The sequence below is a fragment of the Paenibacillus sp. FSL H8-0283 genome (assembly GCF_045040675.1).
Taxonomy (GTDB): Bacteria; Bacillota; Bacilli; order Paenibacillales; family Paenibacillaceae; genus Paenibacillus; species Paenibacillus amylolyticus.
Genome location: NZ_CP150295.1, coordinates 3,659,800 through 3,684,150, shown reverse-complemented (window position 1 = coordinate 3,684,150; position 24,351 = coordinate 3,659,800). Strand labels below are relative to the sequence as shown.

Here is a 24,351-nt window from a genome sequence, read left to right as displayed (position 1 = left end):
GGGTTGCATACTTCAGGCCTCGCCACCTCCAAGTTGATAGCCAAATCCATAGATCGTCCTGACATACTTCGGTTCGTCCGCGTTATCCTCCAGCTTCTTCCGTAATCGCATGATGGTCATATCCACACTGCGACTGTCTCCCATAAAATCATATCCCCATCCGATCTGCAGCAGCTCATCCCGGGTAAAGATTTTGTCTGGCCTTTTGAGTAACGTTTCCAGAATTTTAAACTCTTTGGCCGTTAAAGACACGGGTACACCGTTTTTTAGCACCCTGCGGCTTTCCAGATCAAATGTCAGCTCTTCATGAATGATGCGTGTAGATTTCACTTCTGTTCCTTCACTTGATTCCTCCTTGCTCTCGTTTCTTCTCAGAATGACCTTGATCCGAGCGAGCAATTCACGATTGTCAAAAGGTTTGGTCATGTAATCTTCCGCCCCTAGCTCTAGTCCCAACACCTTGTCGATTACCTCATTTTTGGCAGAGAGCATGATCACAGGAACGGCACGTTTCCCGGTGATTTCCTTGCACAGGTCATATCCAGAGCAGTCAGGCAGCATTAAATCAAGCACCACCAGATCCGGCTGAAAAGTATCCAGCAGCTGCAAGGCTATTTTACCGTTCTCAGCCGTTTGAACGACGTAGTTTTCTCTTCTCAGTACAAGCTCAATTAAATCTCGAATTGCAATTTCATCATCAATGACTAGGATTTTCTTCAACTGTACACCCCTATCTAGCCTTGTTTTCACCAGCTTTAATCAATTATTAACCCATCTTAGCACAGGCGCTTTAGATTCCTCCACCAACAGGAAGATAAGGTATATTCCAACGAACCCAACATAACTTGTAATAAACCCGAAGAAAGGAGAACAATCCATGGATCTGCTCTGGGTACTCATTGTTGGTGGACTTATTGGCTGGTTAAGCGGCAACTTAATTGGGCGGGACGTACCGGGCGGTGTACTTGGGAACATTATCGCGGGTTTTATCGGTTCCTGGTTAGGAACGGAATTGCTGGGACCAAGGGGGCCGGTGATTGGCGGATTTCATATTATTCCCGCCATTGTTGGCTCGATTATTGCCCTGCTCATCTTTTTCGCTCTGGCACGCGGCGGAGCCTTCCGAAGACGTTAACATAGAGAGGCGAAAACCGATCCCGTCATTCATTAGTGCAGGATAAACATAGAAGGACCGAAAGCATTCATCGATGGAAGATGAACACTTACGGTCCTTTTTTTATTTTTGTACTGATTTCATCCATTGAGCCAAAAGACAGATCCACCATCCTCTTCATTTCTTCTCTAAAGTGCTTTGACGAGTTTGTTTTATCTAACTCAGCCCGCCGTTTATCTTGCTTCTTATGCTTCGTCAAGTTGTTCAGAAGCTACTAAGCGATGCGCCGAGACAAGCTGTCCGGCAGCATCCTTACCCCAAACTGAAATTTGAACTTGTTGTTCTGCTAAACCGCTTGTTGTAAAGACGAATTCAAAAGAATTAAAGTCTGCATAATAATTTTTGGTTAGGACTTGATTAGGATTGATAGAAATTAACTCAAGTACATATAGTGTTCTTGTTCCATTCAAATAATAACCCTGAATCAAGATATTTGAGCCATCGACTAAGTTGCGATTATCTATTTTGATCGTCAACTGTTGTGTCGGCCTTACACTATTAACAGGATTATTTTCTATCGGACCGGTGGATAAAATCATTCTCTCTTACCCCTTTCCAACATTTAATGTATTTCACTATGACCTGAGGTTTTACCAGCTCTCAGCAACACTAAATACCACATCAACTATATTTGAGCCTGCCCCACCAATATTTGATACAGCTAATGTTACGACCTGATTTTCAGGAAGCGTGAAATCGAATAGTTCTGAAGAAGCTAATATCCTGTTTCCTCCTGTTCCGCCTCCTGTAATTCCTTGAAAAACGACTTCCCCCCCAGTAATCGTCGTAGAAGAGTTGTTTACCAACAGAGCTGTTTCGCTATCGGGAATGATCGTTGTAGCTGTTGGATAATTAATAAATGCTCCGTCGAGAGTTCCACCCACAAGTACTTGATAACTAAGATCTACGGATGAGATAATGTTTATTTCTTCTAGATCCACTTGAACAGAGTTCGTTCTAGCTGATCCCGAAGGGAAGATTGCTTTTCTTGTAAATGATAGGACGGGTGTTAGTGTTGATGTGAGATTGGTAACCCTCCTCCTTTCCGAAGTGACTCTAAAGGTAGGATCATATTTTCTGATAATACTATATTGTCTTCCTCCTACAAAAAGGGTATAAGCTTCTGCAGTTCCGTTATTATCGATTTGTGCTCTTAATGGAAGATTGGGGTCAATAAAACTCGTTTGACCTGTTGGAGAGAATCGATGGACGGTAGTTACCTCTTGCGCTAAAGTCGACGGATTAGGGATGACCACTCTAAATTCGATTACTCCATATCCATACCAAGTAAATACGATTTGAAATATATTCCCTTTAGATAAACTAAGCGTCGCTCCACTCGGACCTGTTCCATCTAATCGGTCTACATTCCATAAACTTTGAGGAAATGTTGTATCGGAGCCTCCTCGCCGTATGACCACGAATACATTTGTGCTATTTACTCCAAAAAAAGCCCCGTTCTGATCGTCAAAGAATCCCCATCTTCCAATCTGATTGCCTATCGGCAGTATAGGTATTCGAACGCCGATTCCGGCCTCTCCTGCGAATCCTGGCTCGTATCTACCTCGTAATACACTTTCTAGAATGGCCGAATCTGTTCCGTTAGTGGTATTGCTTAGATTAAATTCCGTTGCATCATTGGTAACCGTACCATCCCCAGTGGTTGTAACGGAATCTCTTAGAATGGATAGACCATATGCAGATGTTAACTCCACGATTGGGGTTTTTTCCGATACAATCAGCTCATCGAATTGCGAACTTATATTCGGACCAATATTCGAGATAATAATATCTGACAAGATAGTTCCTCCTTCGCAGAAAGGGAAAAGTGAATCCCTCCTTTTCTATTACTTTTTACCATTCTTCAGTAAGACTAAAGGTGGCAGTAACAGGATTAGTACCCCCGCTTAAATTTCCTACGGCTAAAGTCACAATTTCAGAGTCAGGTAATTGGAAATCCAATAATGAAGAAGAAGCTGATATTCTGACACTTCCCGCAACTCCGGCTACTAAGCCTTGTAATAGGACTTGACCATCCGCTATTGTCGTTAGTGTGTTGTTGATTAGAAGAGCTGTTTCCGAAGTTGGAATATTAGTCGTTGCTGTTGGAAAGTTTACGAAGCCTCCATTAATCGTTCCGCCTAATATGATCTGATAGTAAATATCATCTGTAGTTATAAGATCAATACTTTCTAATTTGATACTCACTGAATTTGCCCTACCTGAACCTGGCGGGAAGGATGTCTTTCTCTGGAAAGACAAAATTGGTGTGAGTGACCCTGTTGCAGTTACAGTTCTCCTTTCGGAAGTAACCCTGAAAACGGGATTATATTTACCCAATATACTGTATTGTCTTCCTCCAACGAATAAATTGAGTTCTGATTCTGTGCCATTATTAAAGATCTCCGCACGTAGAGGAAGATTAGGATCGGCCAGACTGGTTTGCCCATTGGGGGAAAAGCGATGAACGATAATTACTTCTTGTGCTAAAGTTGTAGGATCAGGGATGACAACTCTAAATTCGATTACTCCATACCCATACCATGTAAATACGATTTGAAATATATTCCCTTTAGATAAACTAAGCGTCGCGCCACTCGGACCTGTTCCATCTAATTTATCCACATTCCAAGATGTTTGAGGAATAATAGTATCAACACTTGCTCTTCTGATCGCTACAAATATTCCATTCGCTACGCTCTGTCCAAAGAATAAGCCGTTCTGATCGTCAAAAGCGCCCCATCTGACCACTTGGGTCCCTGTCGGTGGAGCTGGTAAACGAGTACCAATTCCTATTTCTCCCGCTAAGCCTGATTCATACCTTCCTCTCTCCGAGCTTTGAAGGATAGCAATGTCAGATCCGGATATAGTTGTAGTTAATTGAAATTCCGTATTATTACTTCCGACTGTAGCATCGCCCAATGTTAAAACAATGTCTCTTAGGTTGGATAAGCCATATACAGAAGTCAACTCAATAATTGGCGTTTTTTCATTGGTTCTTAATTCGTTAAATTGAGAGCTAACATTGGGTTCTACTCCCACGATGGTCGCATTAGGCTCAATCGTACCTTGGGCTCCTGTTGCTCCTGTAACTCCTGTAGCCCCAGTGGGTCCTATGGCTCCTGTAGATCCCGTAGCTCCCGTTGTTCCTGGTGGTCCTGTTACTTCATTTGCACCTAGCAATTCTGAAGATACAATGCGATGGGGAATTACAAGTTGCCCTTCTACATTTTTTCCCCAAACCGAGATTCCCGTCTGATCTTCTGCTAAACCGCTCGTTGTAAAGACAAATTCAAAAGCATTAAAGTTCCCATCATAATTCTTCGTTATTACTTCATTTGGATTCACATTAATGAGTTCGTTTACGTATAAGTTTCGAGCTCCGTCTAGATAGTATCCTTGAATCAAAACATCGGCACTATTGATTAAATCTCGATTATCCATTTTAATTGTCAGTTGCTGCGTTGGCCTTACACCACTGACCGGATTATTCTCAATCGGTCCGGTTGATAAAATAGCCATAAAATTTTATTCTCCTTTTTTCCAAATGATTAGAGGCAGAAATATTCATCCACCTCCACTCCTTTGGTTTTAAACTAACAAAATTTATGCTCTCATTTTCCACCCAGTTACTGAACCTGAATAATTGAAACAGAACCATCTGTAGATGTAGCTGTTGCTGACCCATTATAAAGAAAATCGATTGTAAGCGCAGTTGAAGTAGCATCAGCTAAAAACGTACCCGATACACTTACATTCGCATCTAAAGTTCCTGTAACTGCTCTCCCTGAAAACCGACTTTGAAATACGAGATTAATTCTTGGTGTAACCGTAACGTTCCCAATTACAGAACTCGTTCCTCTAAACGTATACGAAACCAAATAAATGTGCCCTGATGCCAGTACAAAGGTAGTACTTGTTGGGTGTAATATGTTAGTGCCATTAATAAATACAGTCGTATACGAAATAGCTGTCGCATTTGCAACAGAAGGTACGCTAACATTAAATAATCCATTTTGTATTGTGGCATTTGCCCCGGTTGCACCTGTGCTCCCTGTGGCCCCAGTTGAGCCCGTTGCACCTGTTGCCCCACTTGTGCCTGTTTGCCCAGTCGTACCTGAGATCCCCGTGGCCCCAGATACGCCCGTTGCCCCTGTTTCCCCGGTTGCGCCCGTGATGCCCGTGGCTCCCGTTACGCCGGTTGCACCAGTTTCCCCAGTAGCACCTGTGATCCCGGTTACGCCCGTGATGCCTGTGGCTCCGGTTACGCCCGTTGCCCCTGTTTCCCCGGTTGCGCCCGTGATGCCCGTGGTTCCGGTTACGCCCGTTGCCCCTGTTTCCCCGGTTACGCCAGTGATGCCCGTTGCCCCTGTTTCCCCGGTTGCGCCCGTGATGCCCGTGGCTCCGGTTACGCCCGTTGCCCCTGTTTCCCCGGTTACGCCAGTGATGCCCGTGGCTCCCGTTACGCCGGTTGCCCCCGTTGCCCCTGTCTCGCCGGTTGCGCCTGAGATACCTGTGGCTCCCGTTACCCCCGTTGCACCAGTCTCCCCGGTTGCACCCGTGATGCCTGTGGCTCCGGTTGCCCCCGTTGCACCAGTCTCGCCGGTTACGCCCGTGATGCCTGAGGCTCCGGTTACGCCCGTGGCTCCTGTCTCGCCGGTTGCGCCTGAGATGCCTGAGGCTCCGGTTACGCCCGTTGCTCCAGTTGCACCTCCATCGGGGCCTGTATTCCCTGTAGCTCCAGTTAATCCAGTTACGCCCGTTGCCCCAGTCGCACCGGTTGAACCTGTGTTCCCCGTAGCTCCAGTTACGCCCGTGGCCCCAGTTGCGCCGGTTGAGCCTGTGATTCCCGTGGCTCCATTGTCTTCTAACAATTCTGAAGATACAATACGGTGAGGCGTTACGAGCTGTCCCATGGAGTTTTTTCCCCAAACTGAAATTTCTACTTGTTGTTCTGCTAAACCACTCGTTGTAAAGACAAATTCAAATACGTCTAGGTTTGCAAAATAATCTTTTTTTATGGCTTGATTTGGATTTACGCTAATTAATTCGAGTATATATTCCGTTCTGGTTCCGTTTAGGTAATAACCCTGAATCAAAACAATTGCATTCGTAACCAAATTTCTATTATCAATATTAATGGTCAGCTGTTGTGTTGGTCTTACACCACTGACCGGATTATTCTCAATCGGTCCAGTTGATAAAATGGCCATTTATTTCACCCCGCTTTCTTTACGTTTTAGGAACAGGTGAGAATTGCATTCCTTATATCCTAATCCTTCTCTCACTCCTATAGACCGACAATTTCAACGGTTTGGTCATCCACTTCTCTGTGCCACGAAAGCACTTGTGCCTTTTCTTCACAACAAAAAAAGCCGCTAAAATAGCGACTTTAAAGGGTATTCGTTCTTTTACATCGACCTGAACCGTTCGATGTGCTTGCATTTTTCGCCCGGTAAAAACGTTCCTGCACTCTCTCCAGCTCATCGCCCTCGATGCCGATACCTTGATCACGTATCCGTATAACTATCTCGCTTGTCGTATGTTCCAACTTCAATTCGATTAGCGATGGACTGCCTGAATATTTGATGGCATTGTCCACAAGGTTGGCGATCGCATGGGACATCAGCATTGGATTCACGTTGGCGTGGACTTTCGTCAGAAGCTTATCCTCCGTTTTCTCGACTTCCAGTTCGTTAGAACCATTCTTGTCGAATCGGGATGTTTGAACGGTTCAAGTCTGATCATGACCATCTATGCCCTCCTCAATGGTACTGACCCGTGACATGTTCTTGCGTATCTTGCAGCATCTTGGCAAGCACAACGATCTGTCCTGCGTGATACCCGTAGTGTGCCGATACCTGGATAAGCAGACGACCGATTACTCTTGTATCGTAGGTTTCTTCAGTACACCTATTCGTTCGATGCATTCGGTTCCAATCCTCACGGTCATAGCGAATGATAACCTCTCGGGACAAATCGTCGTTCGATAACGCAGCTACAACATTTTCCGATTCCTTTCTGGTTTCCCGAAGAAGAAGAATCAGCTTTTCTCTCGATATTCCCCCGTCCTTCGTGAATTCACGGGTTCGCGTCCGGATGAACGGTCTGTTGCCGATCGCGCTAACGAAATTCTGATATTCGTTACCTGCCAAATGCAAACAAAGATTACCGACGCTATTCATGGAGCCCTTTATTCTTATCCAAATGAGTTCATCATTCAGCAAGTTCAAACTCTTCTCGATACGGTCAAGCTGCTTGTTCATGTCTTCCATAACGTGTCTGATCAGTTCAATCATGAACATCCCCCCAATTCTCGGTCAGGCGCAAATAATCTTCAAGGGTTACATGCGCGAATTCTCCAACTTGAATGGAGAAACCTGTCAGTATAAAATGAACGACTCGCAAATTTATCATCGTCGTGACCCACCTCCATCTGCTCTATTGAATCCATGATAATGAATTGCCCTTCGAGTGTAAAATGAAAAATACCAGCCAATCGGGCGTTAGCCATACGATTGCCTTCGATGATACTACCGGCTGTGCCAGCTAATATCCTGGTAAAACCGTTACCCGTTCCATTAACCGTGTCATAGGATTAGCAGTCCCCTCCTTGGAAGCGATCTCTCCTGCTATCGCCGCTTTTATTAAAGAGACGCAAAGTTTGCTTACATAAATCTTTTAAATCACAATCAGTACAAGTTCTTGTCCTTGGCTCGGGACACGAACTTGTACTGATAATATAAAAAAGCCGCTAAGATAGCGACTTAATAGGAATATGTTTTTGTCCCTCGACAGATGCCAATTTTAATGTTTAGCGGTTTTTCCCAGTCTTCTTTTTTAAAATGTAATGACAATCTTACCTACAGCGTGGTGAGTTTCACTCAAAGCATGTGCATCATAAATCCCCTGTCTACTAAACGGGAATGTTGCCCCTACAATTGACTTTATCTTGTTCTCTTCCATCAGCTCTGCCATTCTCTGCAATTGATCACCATCTGGCTGTAGCCAAATCCCCTTTGCTAATACATTGTGAGACTTAGCAGTATCATGATTGGGTTCACCAACAATGGTAATTAGTCTTCCGGTATTTGGCTTAAGCACCTTATAGCTATTCTCAGCTACTTCTCCACCCATCGTGTCAAACACTAAATCTATATCTTTTAGAATCTCTTCAAAGTTTTCCTTTTTGTAATCAATGACCTGATCAGCACCTAACGAGTAAAGAAGTTCATGATTTTTTTCACTTGCTGTTGTAATAACATGAGCGCCGGCATGTTTTGCTAATTGAATGGCATACATACCTACACCACCAGCTCCAGCGTGAATAAGTACAGTTTCACCTTCTTTTAGATCGCCATGAGTAAACAGTACCTGCCATGCTGTTAAACCAGCCAAAGGTACAGCCGCAGCCTCCTCATATGAGATTGAATCAGGTAGTTTTGCCAGAAGGTGCTCATCAACTGCTGTATATTCAGCATACGAACCGAAACGTGTTGTATCAGGACGACTGAATACTCGATCCCCAACTTTCCATTTGGTAACGTTTGAACCAATTTCAGTTATGACCCCAGCTACATCCCAGCCTAAGATAATAGGAAATTCCCAATCATACATTTCTTTTAAGTAACCCTCTCTTAATTTCCAATCGATTGGATTAATGGATGTAGCCTCTAATTTTACAACCACTTGATTGGCTTCTGCCCTCGGTTTATTCACTTCCTGCTCAACTAACTCTTCTTTACTTCCATATTGATTAATCACAACTGCTTTCATTTTTGTATCACTCCTCTAAGCTAATATCCTTTTACATGTTATTCCCGATTATTTATTTGTATCTAGTCACTGGGGTTCATGCATATTACCCTTACTCATTTTTAAACAACCAGGATAAAATTATGCAAAAGTTAAGTTAGAATCGTTGGAAATGTTGCTTTTATTGTTATGATTTTACATAAAAAAAACTATTGAGATGGACTTAGTTTTCGTTTATATTTGACTTATCAACAATTGACTAGTCAAACATTGATAGCTCAACAAAATATAAAGGGAGAGTAACTATTATGAAACCATACCAACAAACAAACGATTTTAACGAAATTATTTATGGACGCCGCTCCATTAAGACATACGATTCATCCGTAAAAATCAGCAGGGAAGAAATGACTCAAATCATCAATGAAGCTAGCACTGCCCCTTCCTCCATCAACATGCAGCCTTGGCGCTTCCTTGTGGTGGATACTCCAGAGGGAAAAGAAAAACTCGTCCCACTGTCTCGCTTTAACAAAGAAAAAGTCGCTCAAGCTTCTGCTGTCATTGCCGTGTTTGCGGACAAAAACAACTTCGATTATGCAGAAAACATCTATGGAAAAGCTGTTGAGCATGGCTTAATGCCACAAGATGTTAAGGACTTTCAGTTGAAGGCATTCAAACCGATCTATAACAACATGTCCGATGCTGAAATGAACGATGTCATTATGCTTGACGCCGGTCTGGTTTCCATGCAATTGATGCTGGTTGCCCGTGCACATGGGTATGACACCAATCCAGTCGGTGGTTATGAAAAAGATCAAATTGCTGAAGTGTTTGGCTTGGATAAAGAACGCTATGTACCAGTCATGCTACTGACAATTGGAAAAGCTGCAAGCGAGGGATACACCTCCTACCGTATGCCAGCCGAAGAGACCACGTTTTGGGCATGATTCAAAGCGATAGTGCGAGTATTCTCCACATTGTGATATAGTTGCCTTTAGTTGCTGAATGTCTTGGAAGCAATCTGCCCTTGTTACATGAAACTTTTCAAGACATTCTGCACCATTCAAGGAGGGGCAAACATGAATTGTTCGCTGGAACAAGAAACCTTATTAATATTACTTAAAAATATAAGCAATCAGTTGAAACCTAAATTTGAACGTTGTACGGGGATCAGTTCCTCACGATACGTTCTGCTGTATCATCTCTATCTTCATGAAGAAGTTACACAAAGCCATTTGCAGAAGGCCATTCATATTGACAGTGCTGCTGTTACACGCCATTTGAAGCAACTGGAAGCAGACGGTTTGGTGTCACGAAGAAGAAACCCTGACGATCATCGGGAAACCTTCGTCCGGTTAACAGAACAAGGGCTAACGCATATCGCCAATTTCAAGCAGGATCGAAACCAGTTTCTTCATCAGATGATACTGGATTTCAGTGAAGAAGAAGTTGCAATGATGACCGACATGCTTACACGCATGCAATTTAATCTGAAGGATCTGTAAATTTACAATGACAGTCAGCCTTCTTCAGATTTCTTTTCATAAATGAATAAAACTAGTTAGATGAGATGATACAATATCTCAGATTAACAAGAGATTATAGGCCATATATTATTCAGGCAAGATCAAAACAAACCGCTGAGTGTTTCATTACATGGCGGTTTGTTTTAATTTATCAACAGCTAGCTTTTCGAAATATTACAAGTTAGACTAGCACATACTAAGGAAACAGTTGGCTGAAGCTTACATAATGGAGGTCTCATCATGGTATTTACAATCACAATTATCATCGTTGCACTGTTTGCAATATGGGGAGCCGTCGCTCCTGATCAGCTAGCGGATGTGGCTAATGTTGCCTACAACTTCTCTATTCAGAATTTTGGCTGGTTTTATTTGCTAGCGACACTGTTCTTCCTGATCTTTGCTTTTTATCTGGCGTTCAGCCGATTTGGCGGTATTAGGCTTGGGGATGACGATGATGAGCCGGAGTATTCTACGGTTTCCTGGCTGTCCATGCTGTTTAGCGCAGGTATGGGCATTGGGCTGGTTTTCTGGGGAGTTGCTGAACCGCTGTCCCACTATTTATCTGCACCTGAGGGGGCGGTACCCGAAACAACGCAAGCAGCCATACTTTCAATGCGTTATTCCTTTTTCCACTGGGGGCTGCATCCTTGGGCTATCTATACCGTCATCGGCTTAGCACTTGCTTACTTCCAGTTCCGGAAAGGATACAAAGGGCTGATCAGTTCCACCTTTATTCCTCTGATCGGTGAGCGTCTTGCTGCTGGCTGGCTTGGTAAGGTTATTGATATTCTGGCGGTCATATCCACCATCTTTGGTGTTGCGACCTCGCTTGGATTGGGTGCTCTTCAGATCGGCGGGGGTCTGAATCACTTATTCGGTATTCCTAACTCGACTCTGTCTCAGGTTGTCATTATCATCGTTGTAACCGTACTGTTTTTAATCTCGGCAACCTCCGGTCTGGATAAAGGTATTAAGATTCTGAGCAACGTCAACCTCGTTATAGCTTTGTTATTGATGTTGTTTGTATTGGTGACTGGACCGACTTCTTTTATATTTGACACATTCACAACAACCTTGGGCAGTTACATGCAGAATATTATTAACATGAGTTTGAGACTGACGCCGTTCTCAAGAGAAACCTGGATTGGAGCATGGACGTTATTTTACTGGGCATGGTGGATCTCGTGGGCTCCTTTTGTCGGCACTTTTATCGCAAGGGTATCCAGAGGAAGAACCATAAAGGAATTTGTAATTTACGTCATGGTTATTCCAAGTCTTTTCGGATTTATCTGGTTCTCCGTCTTTGGCGGAACAGGACTTCACATGGAATTGTTCAATGCCGCTCATCTGGCGGAGGCTGTCAAGGAAGATACGACAACCGCTTTATTCCTTATGCTGGAGCAGCTGCCTTTGGGCACGATCGTGGCATTCATCGCCACAATGCTGATCATGATCTTCTTTATTACGTCGGCTGATTCAGCTACCTTTGTACTGGGCATGCTCACTTCAGATGGCAAACTGGACCCAAGTACAAGAGTGAAATTAACCTGGGGAATTATGCAGTCCTCCATCGCGGTAGTACTGCTAATCAGCGGGGGGTTAACTGGCCTCCAGACGGCATCCATTGTAACCGCATTGCCGTTCGCTATTGTCCTTATCGGTATGTGTTTCTCCCTGCTCAAGGCTCTAAAGGCTGAGGACAAAGAGCGCCGTCAGAAGGAAAAACGGCAGCGCCAAAAGCTGAAACGACTGCTGGAGGAACAAGAAATCTCGTTGAATGAAATTTCCGGCAGGTAATGTATACTTGATGTTAAAACTAACAAAAGCCCGCGTCATTGCGGGCTTTTTATTATTTCATGGTATTGATTTTTTGATTACTTGCTGCTCCTATACCAACTACAAAGAGTAACACCGAAGCCCCAAGAAGAATGAAAAGTGGCAGGTTCCAACTATTTGTTGCATCGTGCAGATATCCTATAAGGGCTGGACCGATTGCGGCAAGAAGATATCCGATCGATTGGGCCATGCCAGATAGTTCCGCTGCTTGATGCGCATTTTCAGTACGCAACCCGAAAAACATCATGGCCAAACTAAAGGCGAAACCTCCACCAATTCCGAGTATGACGATCCACAACAGAATGACATTAGAACTATTCACCTCAACAAAAAAAACTATATAGCTAGTATATTGTTTATCTAGATTCTTTTCCATTCCCGTTCAATAGAACGTGATGAGATTTTATTGATAAAATTGTATTAAAAGGATAAAATGACGAGCATCAACGATTTTATTTGAAGAATGGTATAGCTTATGAAAGGTGGTTTAGCAATGAAAATTCTCATCGTTGGCTATTTTAGCGAGACCTCAAAATCAAATATTGCAAGGTGTTTTCCGCAAGACTGGAACGTTGTAATTGTTCCGCCCGGAAAAGAAATGCTGCATCATATTGAAGATTGCCAAGTAATCATTCCTGAACATATTAAAGTGGATCACAGTCTGCTTTCTAACGCAAAAAAATTAAAATTGGTACAGACAGGTGCAGGATTTGATAATGTGGATGTCCCTGCCTGTACACAGCGCGGCATTTGGGTGGCCAATGCTGGAGGAGTGAATGCACAGGCAGTGGCCGAGCACGTCATGGCACTGATATTGTCTTATTATAAAAACATACCGTTTCTTGATACTTTCATGAAAAACAAGATGGATGAAAATCAATTGGACTATACAGGGAGTGAATTAAAGGGCAAAACGATTGGGATTATCGGTTTGGGTGCTATTGGAAAAAAAGTAGCTGCGTTTTCCAGGGTTTTTGACATGAATGTGCTGGCGTATGCGAGAAATGCCATTGTACAATCTGATGGTTTTGTGAAAATGACGGATTTCGATACTCTTGTAAGTACATCGGACATAGTCAGTGTACATGTACCCTTGAATGAGCAAACCAAACAGCTGATCAACAAAGCGGCATTCAAAAAAATGAAAAATACCACTCTTTTTATCAATACAGCCCGCGGAGGCATTGTCAACGAAAGAGACTTGATTGATGCATTAAAAAACGGGGATATTTCAGGCGCATGCCTGGATGTGTTTGAATCTGAACCGCTTCCGATTGACAGCGAGCTCCGGAATCTGGGTAATGTGATACTTACTCCCCATACAGCAGGAATGCCTGATGGTCGGAAATTTCATAAAACAAGATATGAGTTCTTTATAAAGAATATAAGACGTGTAGAAAATGGTGAGGAGCCTGAAAGCAAGCTCAATCAATTATGATGTTTTGGTGTAGGGGTACCTTTCCCCTGCCCGTTTTGCACAGCAATTTACCGCAAGATCCGTAGCGTAAGTGTCCACTTTCTTGACAGAGGTCCAATATACAGATTGATTCGAACTGTCCCACTATTTATGATTTTGCTTAAGTTGGTATTCAAGTTCATGAAGTATGATCTTTTATTGCCAACGGTTAAATCGGTACCAAGTGTTAATATCTTTCCCTGCGTTAAGCGTTCCCTCACCTCTCGTAATGTTGAGCTGTTAATACTCGTTATCTGGTGTTTTGTAGTAAGTAACTAATTGTGACTGCTTGGATTGCCGTTTTTCCTGGTTGGTCATTTCCAGTTCCGTATACATTAGATTGGACTTTGCGTCAAGGTAAATGGTGGTCAAGCGTTCACGGACTTAGGTCTGCATTTTTTCAATGCCTAATGATACAGAAAAAAACCTCAGCCGGGTTAACCGAGATGAGGTTCTTTTAACTTTCTAGCAGGTCTCACGTATGCTTTATTTAATGACTTCAACCTTTTTATCCCCTGCTGACTTCGCTACTTCTAACGTTGTTGTACCCTGAATAGCGACTATCACGCCAGTAGCCAGCATAGAAACGATTAAAGCTGCACTGAGTGCTGTGGACATTTTCTTCTTGACCATAATCATACCTCCTATATTTATTATGTAATAAGTGGCTCAAGACGATGACGAGCCGTGGGTGACTAATAAATTACAATATTTCACTTTTTTATTGAGTAATTCACCTAATGATTGTAGTATAACGTACTGACAATGATTGTAAAACAATTTTTTCCATTTGGAGTCTCATCCCATCGTTCCCACCTTACAGCAGTTCAAAATGAAGTTGAGTCTCAGGTAACTTCGTATTTCCTTTCCACTGATTTGCACCGTATCCCAATTCCAGAACCGCAGCAATGCGCTCGTTACTTAGTACACCAAACATTTCAGTACGGCTCGGGTCGTACATCCAGTCATGCAAGGTACAGCGCACACCCAGACTTTGCTCATGAGCCAGCAAGCGGAAATTCTGAATTAGGCAGCAGACAGCTGCAAAGTCCTCTTCCCGCTTATATTGATCCGCCTCTTCCTTCACCAACACCAGAAGATATGCAGGGGCAGGCTCCTGTAATCCCTGCATGATGTCCCCATACCGGTTATCAGCAAAGATAAATCGCCACGGCTCTCGGAGGCCATCATTTGGCGCCCATACGGCATGATTGAGCAACTCAAGGATTAGATCCTGCGATACCGGTTGATCCAAAAACGCACTCGGACCGTCCATGTCTCCTTCCAAATCTGACAATTTCATTTTCATATCCTCCTCTTCTATGTAAACTGTCCTCGCAATACGGTCCACTTCTGCTCGGCTGGTGTTCTTTTCCGACTTCTTGGCGCTTTGTCGTAATACCCTATATGAAGAATACCAACAAATCTTTCATCCTCACGTAAGCCAATTCCATTGAAGAACCCTTCATGCTGAATCATGGACTCTGTATCCCACAACATTCCTAACCCTCGTTCCCAGCCCAGCAGTTGGAAGCTCTGCATCACCCCGCAGGCAGCCGCATAATTGCGGTCATTGGTCAGACGATTCGGTCCTACAGTCGACATAACAATGACGTGGGCAGGAATATCGGTAAATCTCTTTTTAAAAACATCCAGAAGTTTCCCTGGAATCAACTTGCCGAGCTTGCTTTGTGACATCTGTTCCAGCATGCAGTCCACCAACCGTTTGCGTGCTTCTGGAGTTCCGGCATATACTACACGCCATGAGCCAGACTCAACAAATGGTTGAAGCCGTATAGCCTTACGCAGTAGTTCAACAACCAACTCCTGGTCCACCGGCGTAGAGTTACATTTACGAATACTCCTGCGCTCCCTGATCAATTCCGCCAGACTCATATGCTTCACTCTCCTTTGTTCTATCTGGATTCAATATTTATACTGCTGTCTTGAAGAAATTGATGGATTACTTTTAGCTCCGTTTCCGAATATTTGTCGAGAGTACGATAGAAGCGCTCAGCCTCATGTATATGCAGACGTTCATGCAGTTCAAAGATCTTTTTGCCTTGCGGTGACAACCGGAAATAGCTCTCCTTTTTGTTGTCGTTCATTTTCGTACGTTTGACGAATCCTTCCTCGAGCAGTTTGTTGCCAATTTTGGTGATACTTGCTTTGGACAAATTCATTGCCTCGGCAATACCCGTGTTGTTAATTGGCTCATGCTTGCCTATGCAATCTATCATATGAACCGCGGTCAAATGCTGAGGGATTTTCTCGATGCTTTCACGCTGGGCGATACTTAGGAAATGCTCGATTTCTGTATCCTTGTGGTTCTCATACACATGTAAAAAACGGATAAATTGGTCATAAAGCAACTGTTTTGTTCGATCTTTTGAGATCATTCTTTGATCGCTCCTTATTTACTTGTAAACAAAAATATTCTTTTAAAAATAGAGTTATTCTAAATAAATTCTTATATTTAGTTTATTGGTTAACAATATATCATGAATGATAATGCTTATCAACTATATTCTCTGACATTACAACATTACTCTATAATCCAGGACAGAGACCTGCCTTGAACGGATTATCTTTTAACCTGCTCGTTAGTTAAACAAAAACAGCCGATCACGCTGATCGGCTGCTTTCTTAAACTTGGGTTATTGGACTCAGTATCGTTCTCTCTACTTAAATTATACCGTTATTTTTTATGTTTTTATAGACTGTTTTTTTTGAAATTCCTACACTATACTGCTAAATACAAAACTAAAAAAGAGGTGGATCATTATGGATGACAAAAAAGTGATCATAGACCAAGGTCCTTTTTTTCATGGTACAAAAGCAGAACTGCAAATTGGTGATTTATTAGAACCACAGTTCTTATCAAATTACCAAGAAAAAAATTCTAACCATATATACTTTACTGCAACATTAAATGCTGCCAAATGGGGTGCTGAATTGGCAAGATCTAATGCAAAAGAAAGAATCTACATTGTAGAACCTTTAGGAGATTTTGAAAGTGATCCAAACGTAACTGATAAAAAGTTTCCTGGAAACCCAACACGTTCATATCGATCTAAATCGCCACTTAAAATAATAGCTGAATTAGCTTCATGGGAAAGACACTCTGAAGAAGAGATTAATCACATGATTACATCTTTGAGAAAACTAAGTGAAGAAGGAAAAAATATAATATATGATTGATCCCTCTCGTTTCGTTAAAAGAAAAAAGCCGCTATAATAGCGACTTGAATTGAACATGTTCCCGTCCCACGACATTTCTTTATTGGAATATCTATGAGATACGCCATCATGGAATAAATTTATTATTTCGTTAATATCCACTTTTGTCGATCAAGTGATGGATTCAGTTCACTTAGGAAGAGTTCGGTCCCATCTTCCGATACTTCTAATGCTTTTTGATGATGAGCTGAAGTAATATGAACGGATCCGTCTTTGTTCTCGTGAAGGACCCAACGCTGGTTGTTGTACCCTAAGTAATGATACAGCTGAAGTTTGTTTTGCCCTATATCCAGATCAAGTGTCTGACCGGCCGTAGTACGAATTGAATACGAACCTGCTTCGTCACCTGTCGGAACAAATACCCACTTCTGGATGGAAGCTGCACTTGCATCATGCAAGGTAACCGGCTCCCCGTTGACAAGGTTCACGGTATAAATGGATTTCTGTGTTGCGGCATTTATAAGACTGGACTTGGTGATGTTTGCAGGTTCACCGTTGCTCACATTGACGTTCTGATAAGATGCGGAGCCGCCAAATACATTCAGTCCAAAGTGGCCTTCTGCAAAAGTACCATCCATGATATCTATCACTTTTTGACTGTCCACGTGAACGACAATATGCGGACCATTCGCTTCTATTTTCACCTTATACGTATGATTTGGCTGAATGAACGTTGGTACTTTTGCAAGAACCTGACGTTCTTCAAATCCTCCATTGATTTTATAGAACAGACGAATGGCCTTCATGTTAGGGTCTAGATTCAGATAATAACCACTGCGACCATCTTCGCTAGCCCTGAACAAAATAGAACCTGCCCCTCCTGTTTCACCGAGCAACATGTCTGCTTCATACGTAAAATTCCCAGCCTTCTCTTTGGCAATATAATTCGCATCGCTAAAATATTTACCACGAATCCCATATTCACTAACTAACCATGAAGCAGCAGACAGATCTTTAGTCCATCCACTCAGGTTTGTCCGGAACTCGCCACCTGAGACTTTAACGAGCACACTACTGGAAGCTTTACCATTCGGAGTAGATACAGTGACTGTGGATTCCCCTTCTTTTTTTGCCTTAATAACTGCATGTGAATTGTCTACCAAATCTATGGTTATTACTTCGTTATTACTGGAATTCCACTTAAGCGGTTGAACGCCTAGACCTGGTCCGTACTCGACCATCGCCTCCAGTGTATCCGACTCGCCTACCCCCAGTTCCCGAACGCTCGTATCCATCTTTATTTGAGCTTTTGAAGGAATGTCCTCATTCCAGACAGATTGAAGCTGATGCACTTTCAAGGAAACAACGTTCACATTCCCACCTTTCACGTAAAAACTCATCGCTCTACTAGCAGGATCCGGAAATATTACATCTGAAAAGACGACTTTGCCGTTGTTACCAAAGGCTTCAACAGAAGATTCATCCACAAGAATACGCATCTTGATCCGATTATTCTCCATTTGCGTAGGCGCTTCATGTTTCTTACTGAAAAGATTAGAAAAATCCGTTTCACCGGATGCAGTTCGGTCCACAAACATACGACTATCACTTGCCTTATAACCCACGACCGTCTTCTGATTTGCACCTTCACGAATGTTAAAGCCAAACTCGGTCACTGTGCTGGTTTTAGGGATTTCAATTTCAGCTTCAATTTCGTAAGCACCTGAAATAATACCTTTTAACAGATTCCCGGAAGAAGGACTCACCGACTTGTTAGAAGCAGAATACAAAGGTTTACGCAGTGATTCCAATTCTTCGATTGGACTTTGCACCATCCGAATTCCATCTTTGGTTGTTACCAATGATACTTCTCTCGGAATGGTTAGTTCACCTTTCCAATTGGACGTTGGGAAAGCGAACGGATAGTCCCAATTCGTCATCCACGCCATCATCACTGTGCGATGATCAGGCATGTTAGCGAAAGACATCGAAGCGTAAAATTCTTTACCAAAATCTGTTCTTAACACCTTACCCGCCGGATTATCGTTCACGAATTTACCATCAGCTGTTAAATGACCGATAAAATACTCGGCATCTGATCCACCTGTTTTGGGATTCGCTCCTGTACTGATCATCATAACCCACTTCTTCTGTGACGTTCCGTCTACCGGAAGTTGGAACAAAACCGGGCATTCCCATACGCCTCCGCGTACGTAATCCCCATATCCCCAATTATCTGTCAATGTCCAGTCAAGTAAATTCGCTGACGTGTAGAAACGAATATGATCTCCTCCGGACACAACCATAACCCAGCGGTTATTCTCATCATCACGGATCACTTTCGGATCGCGGAAATCCCAATTCCCAGCTTCATTTCCGCTCTTACCCGGGTTCTCGATCACAATCGGGCGTTCCTTCGAATACTCCCAAGTACGACCTTGGTCTTTACTGTAAGCCAGACCTATACGCTGGTTCCCATTCGGGCTATCTGGATTAAAGGAAGTATAATATGCAATAAGGCCCTTGCCTCCTGAATCTCCGAATAAACCAGATGCATTTGTCATATCCGCAACAGCCGACCCAGACCAGACATGTCCGTGATCATTCCAGGGAAGTGCAATCGGAAGCCGTTTCCAGTTCAGCATATCTTTACTTACCGCATGCGCCCATGTTCCTCCATCCTGATGGAAGAGATGATATTCTCCTTCGAAGTAGACAAGTCCATTCGGATCACTCGCTGAACCACGTATTGGCGTGTAATGATATTGTGGACGATATATCTCATTGTAATATTGGCTCAGTTCCGTCACATAAGTATCCTGGAAGTAAGCCGTCCCCTTTTTTACGACGATTCCGGTACTTCCACTCCTGTAGGTTGAATCTTTCACGTCAATCGCGGCCGTAGTGTATCCGTCCAGGAAGACCTGAATTCGATCTCCTTTTGCCTTGATTTCCACATGATGTTTGGCTCCCATCTGACTCGGATAAGTACGTTGCGAACTGGCAATTACTGTTCCTTTTGTATTCGTCAAACTTACACGGACCTGATCTCCTTCCTTCGTAAGAGTAGCTTCATATCCTTCAGCTCCATCGGTTGAAGATCGAAATGCGAGAGCTGCAATAGAATCAGGACGAAGGGTAATGTTCCCTTCATAAACCATATCAGTCGCCTCTTTGTTATAGATTTGCTGTGCTATACTCCCCTGTTCTACCGTCCCTCTTTTGCCGTTGATATCAGGCTGCCATTTTCCCTTGTTAGAAATCACCGTCCCCAAATTACCTTTCAGATCGCTCACCACGATGTTCGAAAACAAGGCGGATCCATCCCATACATGGAGTCCAAGCTGTCCGCTTTGATACGAAATGTCCTGAACATCAATTAATGGTTTATATTGATTGCCCCAATATACTTTTAGCGAGGAACCCACTGCCTTCACTTTGAGATGATAGATTTGCCCCATTTCAACAGAAACTTTACGCTCCTCCTTTAATTTCCCATCTCCATTTTTTGCATCTCTTAACCGAATCAGACCTGCTTCCGGAACGATTTGTAGCATGTACGAGCTAAATCCATCCTCATTAGATCGAAACAACAATGTTGCATCCGCCTTCGTATCCCTGATCATGACATCAGCTTCATAGATAAAATCATCGGACACTGTCTCTGAGATGGCCATTACATTTTCTTTAGGCTGTGAAGTCAGCAAGATTCCTTCTGAAGTATCCTCTAATCCACCTTTTCCTTTCACTTGCCAGCCTATCAGATTGGTATTCGATTTGGATGCGCTTTCAAAAATATCAAGCTCCTCCTTTGCCTGTTTATTTGTTTCCTGATCAGCAAGTACAGCACTAGCCGCAATTGATTTAGATGTAAAAATACCGTTTGAAGTCAGAGTTAATCCCGTTGCCATCAGAAGACATATTGCGAATTTAGATTTATCTTTCATTCCATACCCTCTTTTCTAATAATATTGTGAAGTTGGTTCAAATTTAATTGGTTTTGGACAACCAGTTCAGTTTGGTTGCCCAAAACCGCGCAGTAACCATTAAGGGGAATCAAGCCATTACTAAATTCTAAACACTCTGATTTTCCCAAATGCTTACGAGATCATTGATTTGAAGCGACACGACCTTTAGTTCTCCGCCAATGGCATAGAGTTCCAGCCCTCTACTTCCCAAGTCGGGGAAAATCGTGTCTGAAATGATAGTTGTCCCATTGTTGCCAAAGATCTCTACACTTGACCAATCAACATAGATGCTCAACTGTATCCGTTTATGCTCTGGCTTCATGGGGGCCTTGTGTTTTGCAGCAAAATCGGGATGGAAATCAACAGCGTTTGACTTCGTTCGATCGACAACCAACTCCTCATCCAAGACATTATATCCGATGACTGTCTCCTGGTTGGAAGAGGAAGACTTTCGCACCTTGAACCCAAATTCTATTGCATTACCGATTTCGAATTCCGCAATAATTTCCATCTTTGCAGCAGAAACAGCAGACAAAACGTTCATATCTGGTTTAATCGTAATGTCTTGTAGAGACAGAATTGATTTTCTGAGTTGATTTAACTCAGTTATGGGTGCTTGAATTAAGCGAAGTCCTTCCGAATACGTCCTGAGCTGAATCTCACGTGGGATGGACATATGACCACGCCATTCTTTAGAAGGAAGAGTGGAAGCATAACGCCAATTATTCATCCAGCCGACCCAAATCTTTCGCCCATCCTCATTCGGGATACCGTCCCAGGTCACGGCCGCGTAAAAGTCAGATCCGTAATCTATCCATTGGATTGTATCGAATGATTCCAATGTTTCATCTAGTGTAAAAGCCTTACCATCAAAGTGACCTATAAAATACATCATGCCAGAACCGCCTGCGGGTGGTTCTGAATCGTTTGGATTTACGCCATTTCTATCTCCGACACTTAGTGTCAGAATCCATTTAGTGGTATTAGGGTCCTCATCCACTTGGAGTTTAAAAACATCAGGACATTCAAAAATTCCACGATGGATGCCCGGAATATCAGAACCGAAACCGCTTGCATAAGACCAATCCTTAAGATTCGAAGATGTGTAAAATTCTACACGGTCGCTAACAGCAAGAACCATTATCCAGTTTGAAGATTCTTCATGCCAGAATACCTTTGGGTCTCGAAAGTCTAGCGTCTCCGTGGGGAATAAAACAGGGTTACCTTCATATTTTGTCCAGGTTCTACCTTTGTCCTTGCTGTAAGCGATGCTTTGAACCTGCGGTTTACCGGGTTGAGTGCTGTTATCATTATTAGTATAAATTGCAACCAATCCTGATCCTGCTTCGTTGAAGAATCCGCTTGTATTGTTCTTATCGACTACCGCACTTCCCGAAAAGATCGCTCCATCTACCCCGGGCGAGATGGCTGGTGGAAGTTCATCCCAATGTACTAAATCATTACTTACTGCATGCCCCCAATGCATTCTGCCGAAGTCAGGCTGCGTATCATGGGGAGTATATTGGTAGAAAAGGTGATATTCTCCTTCGTAATAAACCATTCCGTTAGGATCGTTAATCCAATTTTCCTTAGGGGAATAATGTATTTGCGGTCTATATTCATTTTTATAAATAAAGTTTTCTGGACCTTTGCTGATATTATTTTCACCTGATAGATGTACTTTTTTAATTTTATTCACGCTCCCTTAAGGCTATTTAAAATCTCAAAGAAGTAATATGCATTCCTTATTAACAAAATAAGCCACCTGTTTTCATTTGTCAAAGTATTTTTGTATAAATGAACATTATTTTTTATGTATATATATGTTTTGGTTTACATTTGCACAATTTATGGCTGATTATAGAAAATAACAATTTTTTAGTTAAGTTAATCTAATCATTTCTTTATTATTTCAAACCCATTGGTTTACAAATGTAAAAAAAGGTTGTATCTAAACTTCTCTTTACTTGTTCAGCAAAATATCGTTAGTATTAAACCTAATATTACCGATAAAACAAAAAAAGCCGCTAAAATAGCGACTTCAATAGGAATATGCTCTTGTCTCTTAACATGTTCTAAATAAATTAACGGCTCGCTTATGCTTTAACAACTTCAACCTTTTTATCCCCTGCTGACTTCGCTACCTCTAACGTTGTGTTACCTTGGATAGTGACTATTAGGCCAGTAGCCAGCATAGAAACAATTAAAGCTGCGCTGAGGGCTGTGGAAATTTTCTTCTTGACCATAACCATTCCTCCGATATCTATTATGTTGTGTTATGCGGCTCAAAGAACTATGATGAGCCGGGTGTGACTAGATATTACAATATTTCACTTTTTTGTTGGGCAATCTACCTGGTGATTGTATTATAACGTACTGCCAATGATTGTAAAAGGATTTTTTCCTTGTGTTCAAATACAATAAAGTATGATTGTTTTCTCAGAATTTCTTTTCAAAACTAAAAAATTTGACGGTCATTCTCCTTGATGTAAAGTATCCACATATTCAATAAACCTTTTCGCTGCTGGGGAAATATTATGATCATCTCTCCACTTTAATCCTATTTCCCAGTACCATCCTTCATCAATAATAGGGATCCAGACCAATTCATCTAACATCAACCCCAACGTCTTAGGTAGTACTGATACACCTAGACCCGACTTTATAAAACCGGCTACAGTGATCAGGTCCTCCGCTTCATAAGCCGAAGCAAGAAAAAATCCGGTATGTCGGAACCGGGATATGATCGTTGCTTTTAATCCACAATTGTTTTTCAATCCAATAAATGGCTCGCCAGACAGCTCTGCCAAACTAAGAGCGCTACAAGCTGCATAACGATGTTGGGAGGGAACAACAATGTATAAAGGAACATTTTTAATCGTCTTCCAGTGATGATTATTCAAAGTAGATTCCCTCGATGTAATCATAATATCCGAGAATCCTTGCTCCAGATGTTCATCAATATCTCCTAAGTTCCCTTGTGTCAATTCGAACCGAACTTTGGGATACTTCAATTGATAACTTCGAATTAGGCTAGGGATCAATTCAACACCGAGAATATTTAGATAAGACAACGTAATCACACCAGTATCCGGATTGGACCACTCTTCGATTTCTCTTAGACCATTTTCAATATTATGTAGGGCTCTACCAATCCATTTAGAGAACATAGTACCGTTTCGGTTCAGCTTAATATTTCGTCCATTTCGCTCAAATAAAGGAGCTCCTATCTCGTTTTCAAGCTTGGCAATTGCATGACTTAACGCTGGCTGAGTAATACCGAGTTTTTTGGAGGCTAAGGTCATATGTTCAAGCTGTGCAACGGTCATAAAGTATTCCAATTGTGTAAGTTCCATTAAAACAACCCTCCATATATTAATAATATTCATCATTTCTATTATTATAATAAATTGGACGTTATGAAAGTAGCAAGTGTAGTATTAGTTCTAGCTCCTC

At 42.4% G+C, this 24,351-nt stretch carries 23 protein-coding genes and 1 pseudogene; 6 read left to right on the top strand and 18 right to left on the bottom strand.

The annotated features are described in order from the left end of the window. Window positions 1–12: 12 nt before the first annotated feature. The gene (locus MHI52_RS16480; RefSeq protein WP_076250590.1) at window positions 13–720 is read right to left on the bottom strand and encodes a response regulator transcription factor; all 708 of its coding nucleotides are present in this window, start codon (window positions 718–720) and stop codon (window positions 13–15) included. A 157-nt stretch (window positions 721–877) separates the two neighbouring features. Between MHI52_RS16480 and MHI52_RS16475 the strand changes: the two genes are divergently transcribed. After that, entirely contained in the window at window positions 878–1,135 is a 258-nt protein-coding gene (locus MHI52_RS16475) for a GlsB/YeaQ/YmgE family stress response membrane protein (RefSeq protein WP_024630063.1), read from the top strand. Between the two features lie 224 nt (window positions 1,136–1,359). Here MHI52_RS16475 and MHI52_RS16470 read toward each other — a convergent pair whose 3' ends face one another. The 8 genes from MHI52_RS16470 to MHI52_RS16435 all read right to left on the bottom strand — a co-directional run bounded on the left by MHI52_RS16470 (window position 1,360) and on the right by MHI52_RS16435 (window position 8,950). After that, window positions 1,360–1,713: a hypothetical protein gene (locus MHI52_RS16470; RefSeq protein ID WP_036671514.1), complete on the bottom strand. Its 354-nt coding sequence runs from the start codon at window positions 1,711–1,713 to the stop codon at window positions 1,360–1,362. Window positions 1,714–1,764: 51 nt separating this feature from the next. Continuing rightward, entirely contained in the window at window positions 1,765–2,973 is a 1,209-nt protein-coding gene (locus tag MHI52_RS16465; RefSeq protein ID WP_341344018.1) for a hypothetical protein, read from the bottom strand. A gap of 55 nt (window positions 2,974–3,028) precedes the next feature. After that, the gene (locus tag MHI52_RS16460; RefSeq protein WP_341344017.1) at window positions 3,029–4,696 is read right to left on the bottom strand and encodes a hypothetical protein; all 1,668 of its coding nucleotides are present in this window, start codon (window positions 4,694–4,696) and stop codon (window positions 3,029–3,031) included. Between the two features lie 107 nt (window positions 4,697–4,803). After that, the gene (locus tag MHI52_RS16455; RefSeq protein ID WP_405157317.1) at window positions 4,804–6,387 is read right to left on the bottom strand and encodes a beta strand repeat-containing protein; all 1,584 of its coding nucleotides are present in this window, start codon (window positions 6,385–6,387) and stop codon (window positions 4,804–4,806) included. Between the two features lie 179 nt (window positions 6,388–6,566). Next, entirely contained in the window at window positions 6,567–6,806 is a 240-nt protein-coding gene (locus MHI52_RS16450) for a sensor histidine kinase KdpD (protein WP_257467845.1), read from the bottom strand. A gap of 133 nt (window positions 6,807–6,939) precedes the next feature. Next, entirely contained in the window at window positions 6,940–7,473 is a 534-nt protein-coding gene (locus MHI52_RS16445) for a DUF1572 family protein (RefSeq protein WP_101313845.1), read from the bottom strand. Then, on the bottom strand, window positions 7,466–7,591 hold the full coding sequence (locus tag MHI52_RS16440) for a hypothetical protein (protein WP_257467838.1): 126 nt from the start codon (window positions 7,589–7,591) through the stop codon (window positions 7,466–7,468). Before MHI52_RS16440 ends, MHI52_RS16445 begins: the two co-directional genes overlap by 8 nt. A 423-nt stretch (window positions 7,592–8,014) precedes the next feature. Further along, the gene (locus MHI52_RS16435; protein ID WP_047843194.1) at window positions 8,015–8,950 is read right to left on the bottom strand and encodes an NADP-dependent oxidoreductase; all 936 of its coding nucleotides are present in this window, start codon (window positions 8,948–8,950) and stop codon (window positions 8,015–8,017) included. Between the two features lie 287 nt (window positions 8,951–9,237). On the opposite strand from MHI52_RS16435, the gene MHI52_RS16430 reads away from it, so the two are divergent. The 3 genes from MHI52_RS16430 to MHI52_RS16420 all read left to right on the top strand — a co-directional run bounded on the left by MHI52_RS16430 (window position 9,238) and on the right by MHI52_RS16420 (window position 12,252). After that, a complete protein-coding gene (locus MHI52_RS16430; protein ID WP_036615355.1) occupies window positions 9,238–9,876 on the top strand; it encodes a nitroreductase family protein in 639 nt (212 codons plus the stop codon). A gap of 132 nt (window positions 9,877–10,008) precedes the next feature. Continuing rightward, the gene (locus tag MHI52_RS16425) at window positions 10,009–10,434 is read left to right on the top strand and encodes a MarR family winged helix-turn-helix transcriptional regulator (protein ID WP_036671493.1); all 426 of its coding nucleotides are present in this window, start codon (window positions 10,009–10,011) and stop codon (window positions 10,432–10,434) included. Window positions 10,435–10,695: 261 nt separating this feature from the next. Continuing rightward, on the top strand, window positions 10,696–12,252 hold the full coding sequence (locus tag MHI52_RS16420) for a BCCT family transporter (protein WP_036671491.1): 1,557 nt from the start codon (window positions 10,696–10,698) through the stop codon (window positions 12,250–12,252). Between the two features lie 52 nt (window positions 12,253–12,304). Here MHI52_RS16420 and MHI52_RS16415 read toward each other — a convergent pair. Next, window positions 12,305–12,607 (bottom strand): annotated as a pseudogene (locus MHI52_RS16415) (MFS transporter); the annotation flags it as partial. A gap of 177 nt (window positions 12,608–12,784) precedes the next feature. Here MHI52_RS16415 and MHI52_RS16410 point away from each other — a divergent pair. Then, entirely contained in the window at window positions 12,785–13,729 is a 945-nt protein-coding gene (locus tag MHI52_RS16410) for a D-isomer specific 2-hydroxyacid dehydrogenase family protein (RefSeq protein ID WP_076253201.1), read from the top strand. 504 nt (window positions 13,730–14,233) lie between these two features. On the opposite strand, the gene MHI52_RS16405 is transcribed toward MHI52_RS16410, so the two are convergent. The 4 genes from MHI52_RS16405 to MHI52_RS16390 form a co-directional block, all read right to left on the bottom strand. Beyond that, window positions 14,234–14,380 carry a hypothetical protein gene (locus MHI52_RS16405; protein ID WP_179087923.1) on the bottom strand — a complete coding sequence of 49 codons (147 nt, stop codon included), beginning with the start codon at window positions 14,378–14,380 and terminating at the stop codon, window positions 14,234–14,236. Between the two features lie 184 nt (window positions 14,381–14,564). Beyond that, complete coding sequence (locus tag MHI52_RS16400; protein WP_076253200.1) at window positions 14,565–15,050, bottom strand: nitroreductase family protein; 486 nt, start codon at window positions 15,048–15,050, stop codon at window positions 14,565–14,567. A 17-nt stretch (window positions 15,051–15,067) separates the two neighbouring features. Then, entirely contained in the window at window positions 15,068–15,643 is a 576-nt protein-coding gene (locus tag MHI52_RS16395; protein ID WP_076253199.1) for a nitroreductase, read from the bottom strand. A 20-nt stretch (window positions 15,644–15,663) separates the two neighbouring features. Beyond that, the gene (locus MHI52_RS16390) at window positions 15,664–16,146 is read right to left on the bottom strand and encodes a MarR family transcriptional regulator (RefSeq protein WP_017688279.1); all 483 of its coding nucleotides are present in this window, start codon (window positions 16,144–16,146) and stop codon (window positions 15,664–15,666) included. 385 nt (window positions 16,147–16,531) lie between these two features. Here MHI52_RS16390 and arr point away from each other — a divergent pair, with 385 nt between their 5' ends. Continuing rightward, window positions 16,532–16,948, top strand: a complete 417-nt coding sequence (gene arr / locus MHI52_RS16385) for an NAD(+)--rifampin ADP-ribosyltransferase (RefSeq protein ID WP_047843187.1) — start codon at window positions 16,532–16,534, stop codon at window positions 16,946–16,948. A gap of 122 nt (window positions 16,949–17,070) precedes the next feature. Here arr and MHI52_RS16380 read toward each other — a convergent pair whose 3' ends face one another. From MHI52_RS16380 to MHI52_RS16365, 4 genes are all read right to left on the bottom strand, one after another. Further along, window positions 17,071–20,874: a GH32 C-terminal domain-containing protein gene (locus tag MHI52_RS16380; protein ID WP_076253198.1), complete on the bottom strand. Its 3,804-nt coding sequence runs from the start codon at window positions 20,872–20,874 to the stop codon at window positions 17,071–17,073. A gap of 127 nt (window positions 20,875–21,001) precedes the next feature. Further along, a complete protein-coding gene (locus MHI52_RS16375) occupies window positions 21,002–22,594 on the bottom strand; it encodes a glycoside hydrolase family 32 protein (protein WP_076253197.1) in 1,593 nt (530 codons plus the stop codon). Between the two features lie 397 nt (window positions 22,595–22,991). Then, window positions 22,992–23,141, bottom strand: a complete 150-nt coding sequence (locus MHI52_RS16370; protein WP_164783315.1) for a hypothetical protein — start codon at window positions 23,139–23,141, stop codon at window positions 22,992–22,994. Between the two features lie 228 nt (window positions 23,142–23,369). After that, entirely contained in the window at window positions 23,370–24,251 is an 882-nt protein-coding gene (locus MHI52_RS16365; RefSeq protein WP_076253196.1) for a LysR family transcriptional regulator, read from the bottom strand. Between the last annotated feature and the right edge of the window lie 100 nt (window positions 24,252–24,351).

Bases quoted from the DNA above. Each gene is read 5' to 3' on its own strand.
- MHI52_RS16475 (WP_024630063.1), top strand. From the start codon at position 878: ATGGATCTGCTCTGGGTACTCATTGTTGGTGGACTTATTGGCTGGTTA.
- MHI52_RS16410 (WP_076253201.1), top strand. From the start codon at position 12,785: ATGAAAATTCTCATCGTTGGCTATTTTAGCGAGACCTCAAAATCAAAT.
- MHI52_RS16435 (WP_047843194.1), bottom strand. From the start codon at position 8,950: ATGAAAGCAGTTGTGATTAATCAATATGGAAGTAAAGAAGAGTTAGTT.
- MHI52_RS16365 (WP_076253196.1), bottom strand. From the start codon at position 24,251: ATGGAACTTACACAATTGGAATACTTTATGACCGTTGCACAGCTTGAA.
- MHI52_RS16460 (WP_341344017.1), bottom strand. From the start codon at position 4,696: ATGGCTATTTTATCAACCGGACCGATTGAGAATAATCCGGTCAGTGGT.
- MHI52_RS16405 (WP_179087923.1), bottom strand. From the start codon at position 14,380: ATGGTCAAGAAGAAAATGTCCACAGCACTCAGTGCAGCTTTAATCGTT.
- MHI52_RS16370 (WP_164783315.1), bottom strand. From the start codon at position 23,141: ATGGTCAAGAAGAAAATTTCCACAGCCCTCAGCGCAGCTTTAATTGTT.
- MHI52_RS16420 (WP_036671491.1), top strand. From the start codon at position 10,696: ATGGTATTTACAATCACAATTATCATCGTTGCACTGTTTGCAATATGG.
- MHI52_RS16440 (WP_257467838.1), bottom strand. From the start codon at position 7,591: ATGATAAATTTGCGAGTCGTTCATTTTATACTGACAGGTTTCTCCATT.
- MHI52_RS16470 (WP_036671514.1), bottom strand. From the start codon at position 1,713: ATGATTTTATCCACCGGTCCGATAGAAAATAATCCTGTTAATAGTGTA.
- MHI52_RS16395 (WP_076253199.1), bottom strand. From the start codon at position 15,643: ATGAGTCTGGCGGAATTGATCAGGGAGCGCAGGAGTATTCGTAAATGT.
- MHI52_RS16380 (WP_076253198.1), bottom strand. From the start codon at position 20,874: ATGAAAGATAAATCTAAATTCGCAATATGTCTTCTGATGGCAACGGGA.
- MHI52_RS16425 (WP_036671493.1), top strand. From the start codon at position 10,009: ATGAATTGTTCGCTGGAACAAGAAACCTTATTAATATTACTTAAAAAT.
- MHI52_RS16450 (WP_257467845.1), bottom strand. From the start codon at position 6,806: ATGCTGATGTCCCATGCGATCGCCAACCTTGTGGACAATGCCATCAAA.
- MHI52_RS16445 (WP_101313845.1), bottom strand. From the start codon at position 7,473: ATGATTGAACTGATCAGACACGTTATGGAAGACATGAACAAGCAGCTT.
- arr (WP_047843187.1), top strand. From the start codon at position 16,532: ATGGATGACAAAAAAGTGATCATAGACCAAGGTCCTTTTTTTCATGGT.
- MHI52_RS16390 (WP_017688279.1), bottom strand. From the start codon at position 16,146: ATGATCTCAAAAGATCGAACAAAACAGTTGCTTTATGACCAATTTATC.
- MHI52_RS16455 (WP_405157317.1), bottom strand. From the start codon at position 6,387: ATGGCCATTTTATCAACTGGACCGATTGAGAATAATCCGGTCAGTGGT.
- MHI52_RS16400 (WP_076253200.1), bottom strand. From the start codon at position 15,050: ATGAAATTGTCAGATTTGGAAGGAGACATGGACGGTCCGAGTGCGTTT.
- MHI52_RS16430 (WP_036615355.1), top strand. From the start codon at position 9,238: ATGAAACCATACCAACAAACAAACGATTTTAACGAAATTATTTATGGA.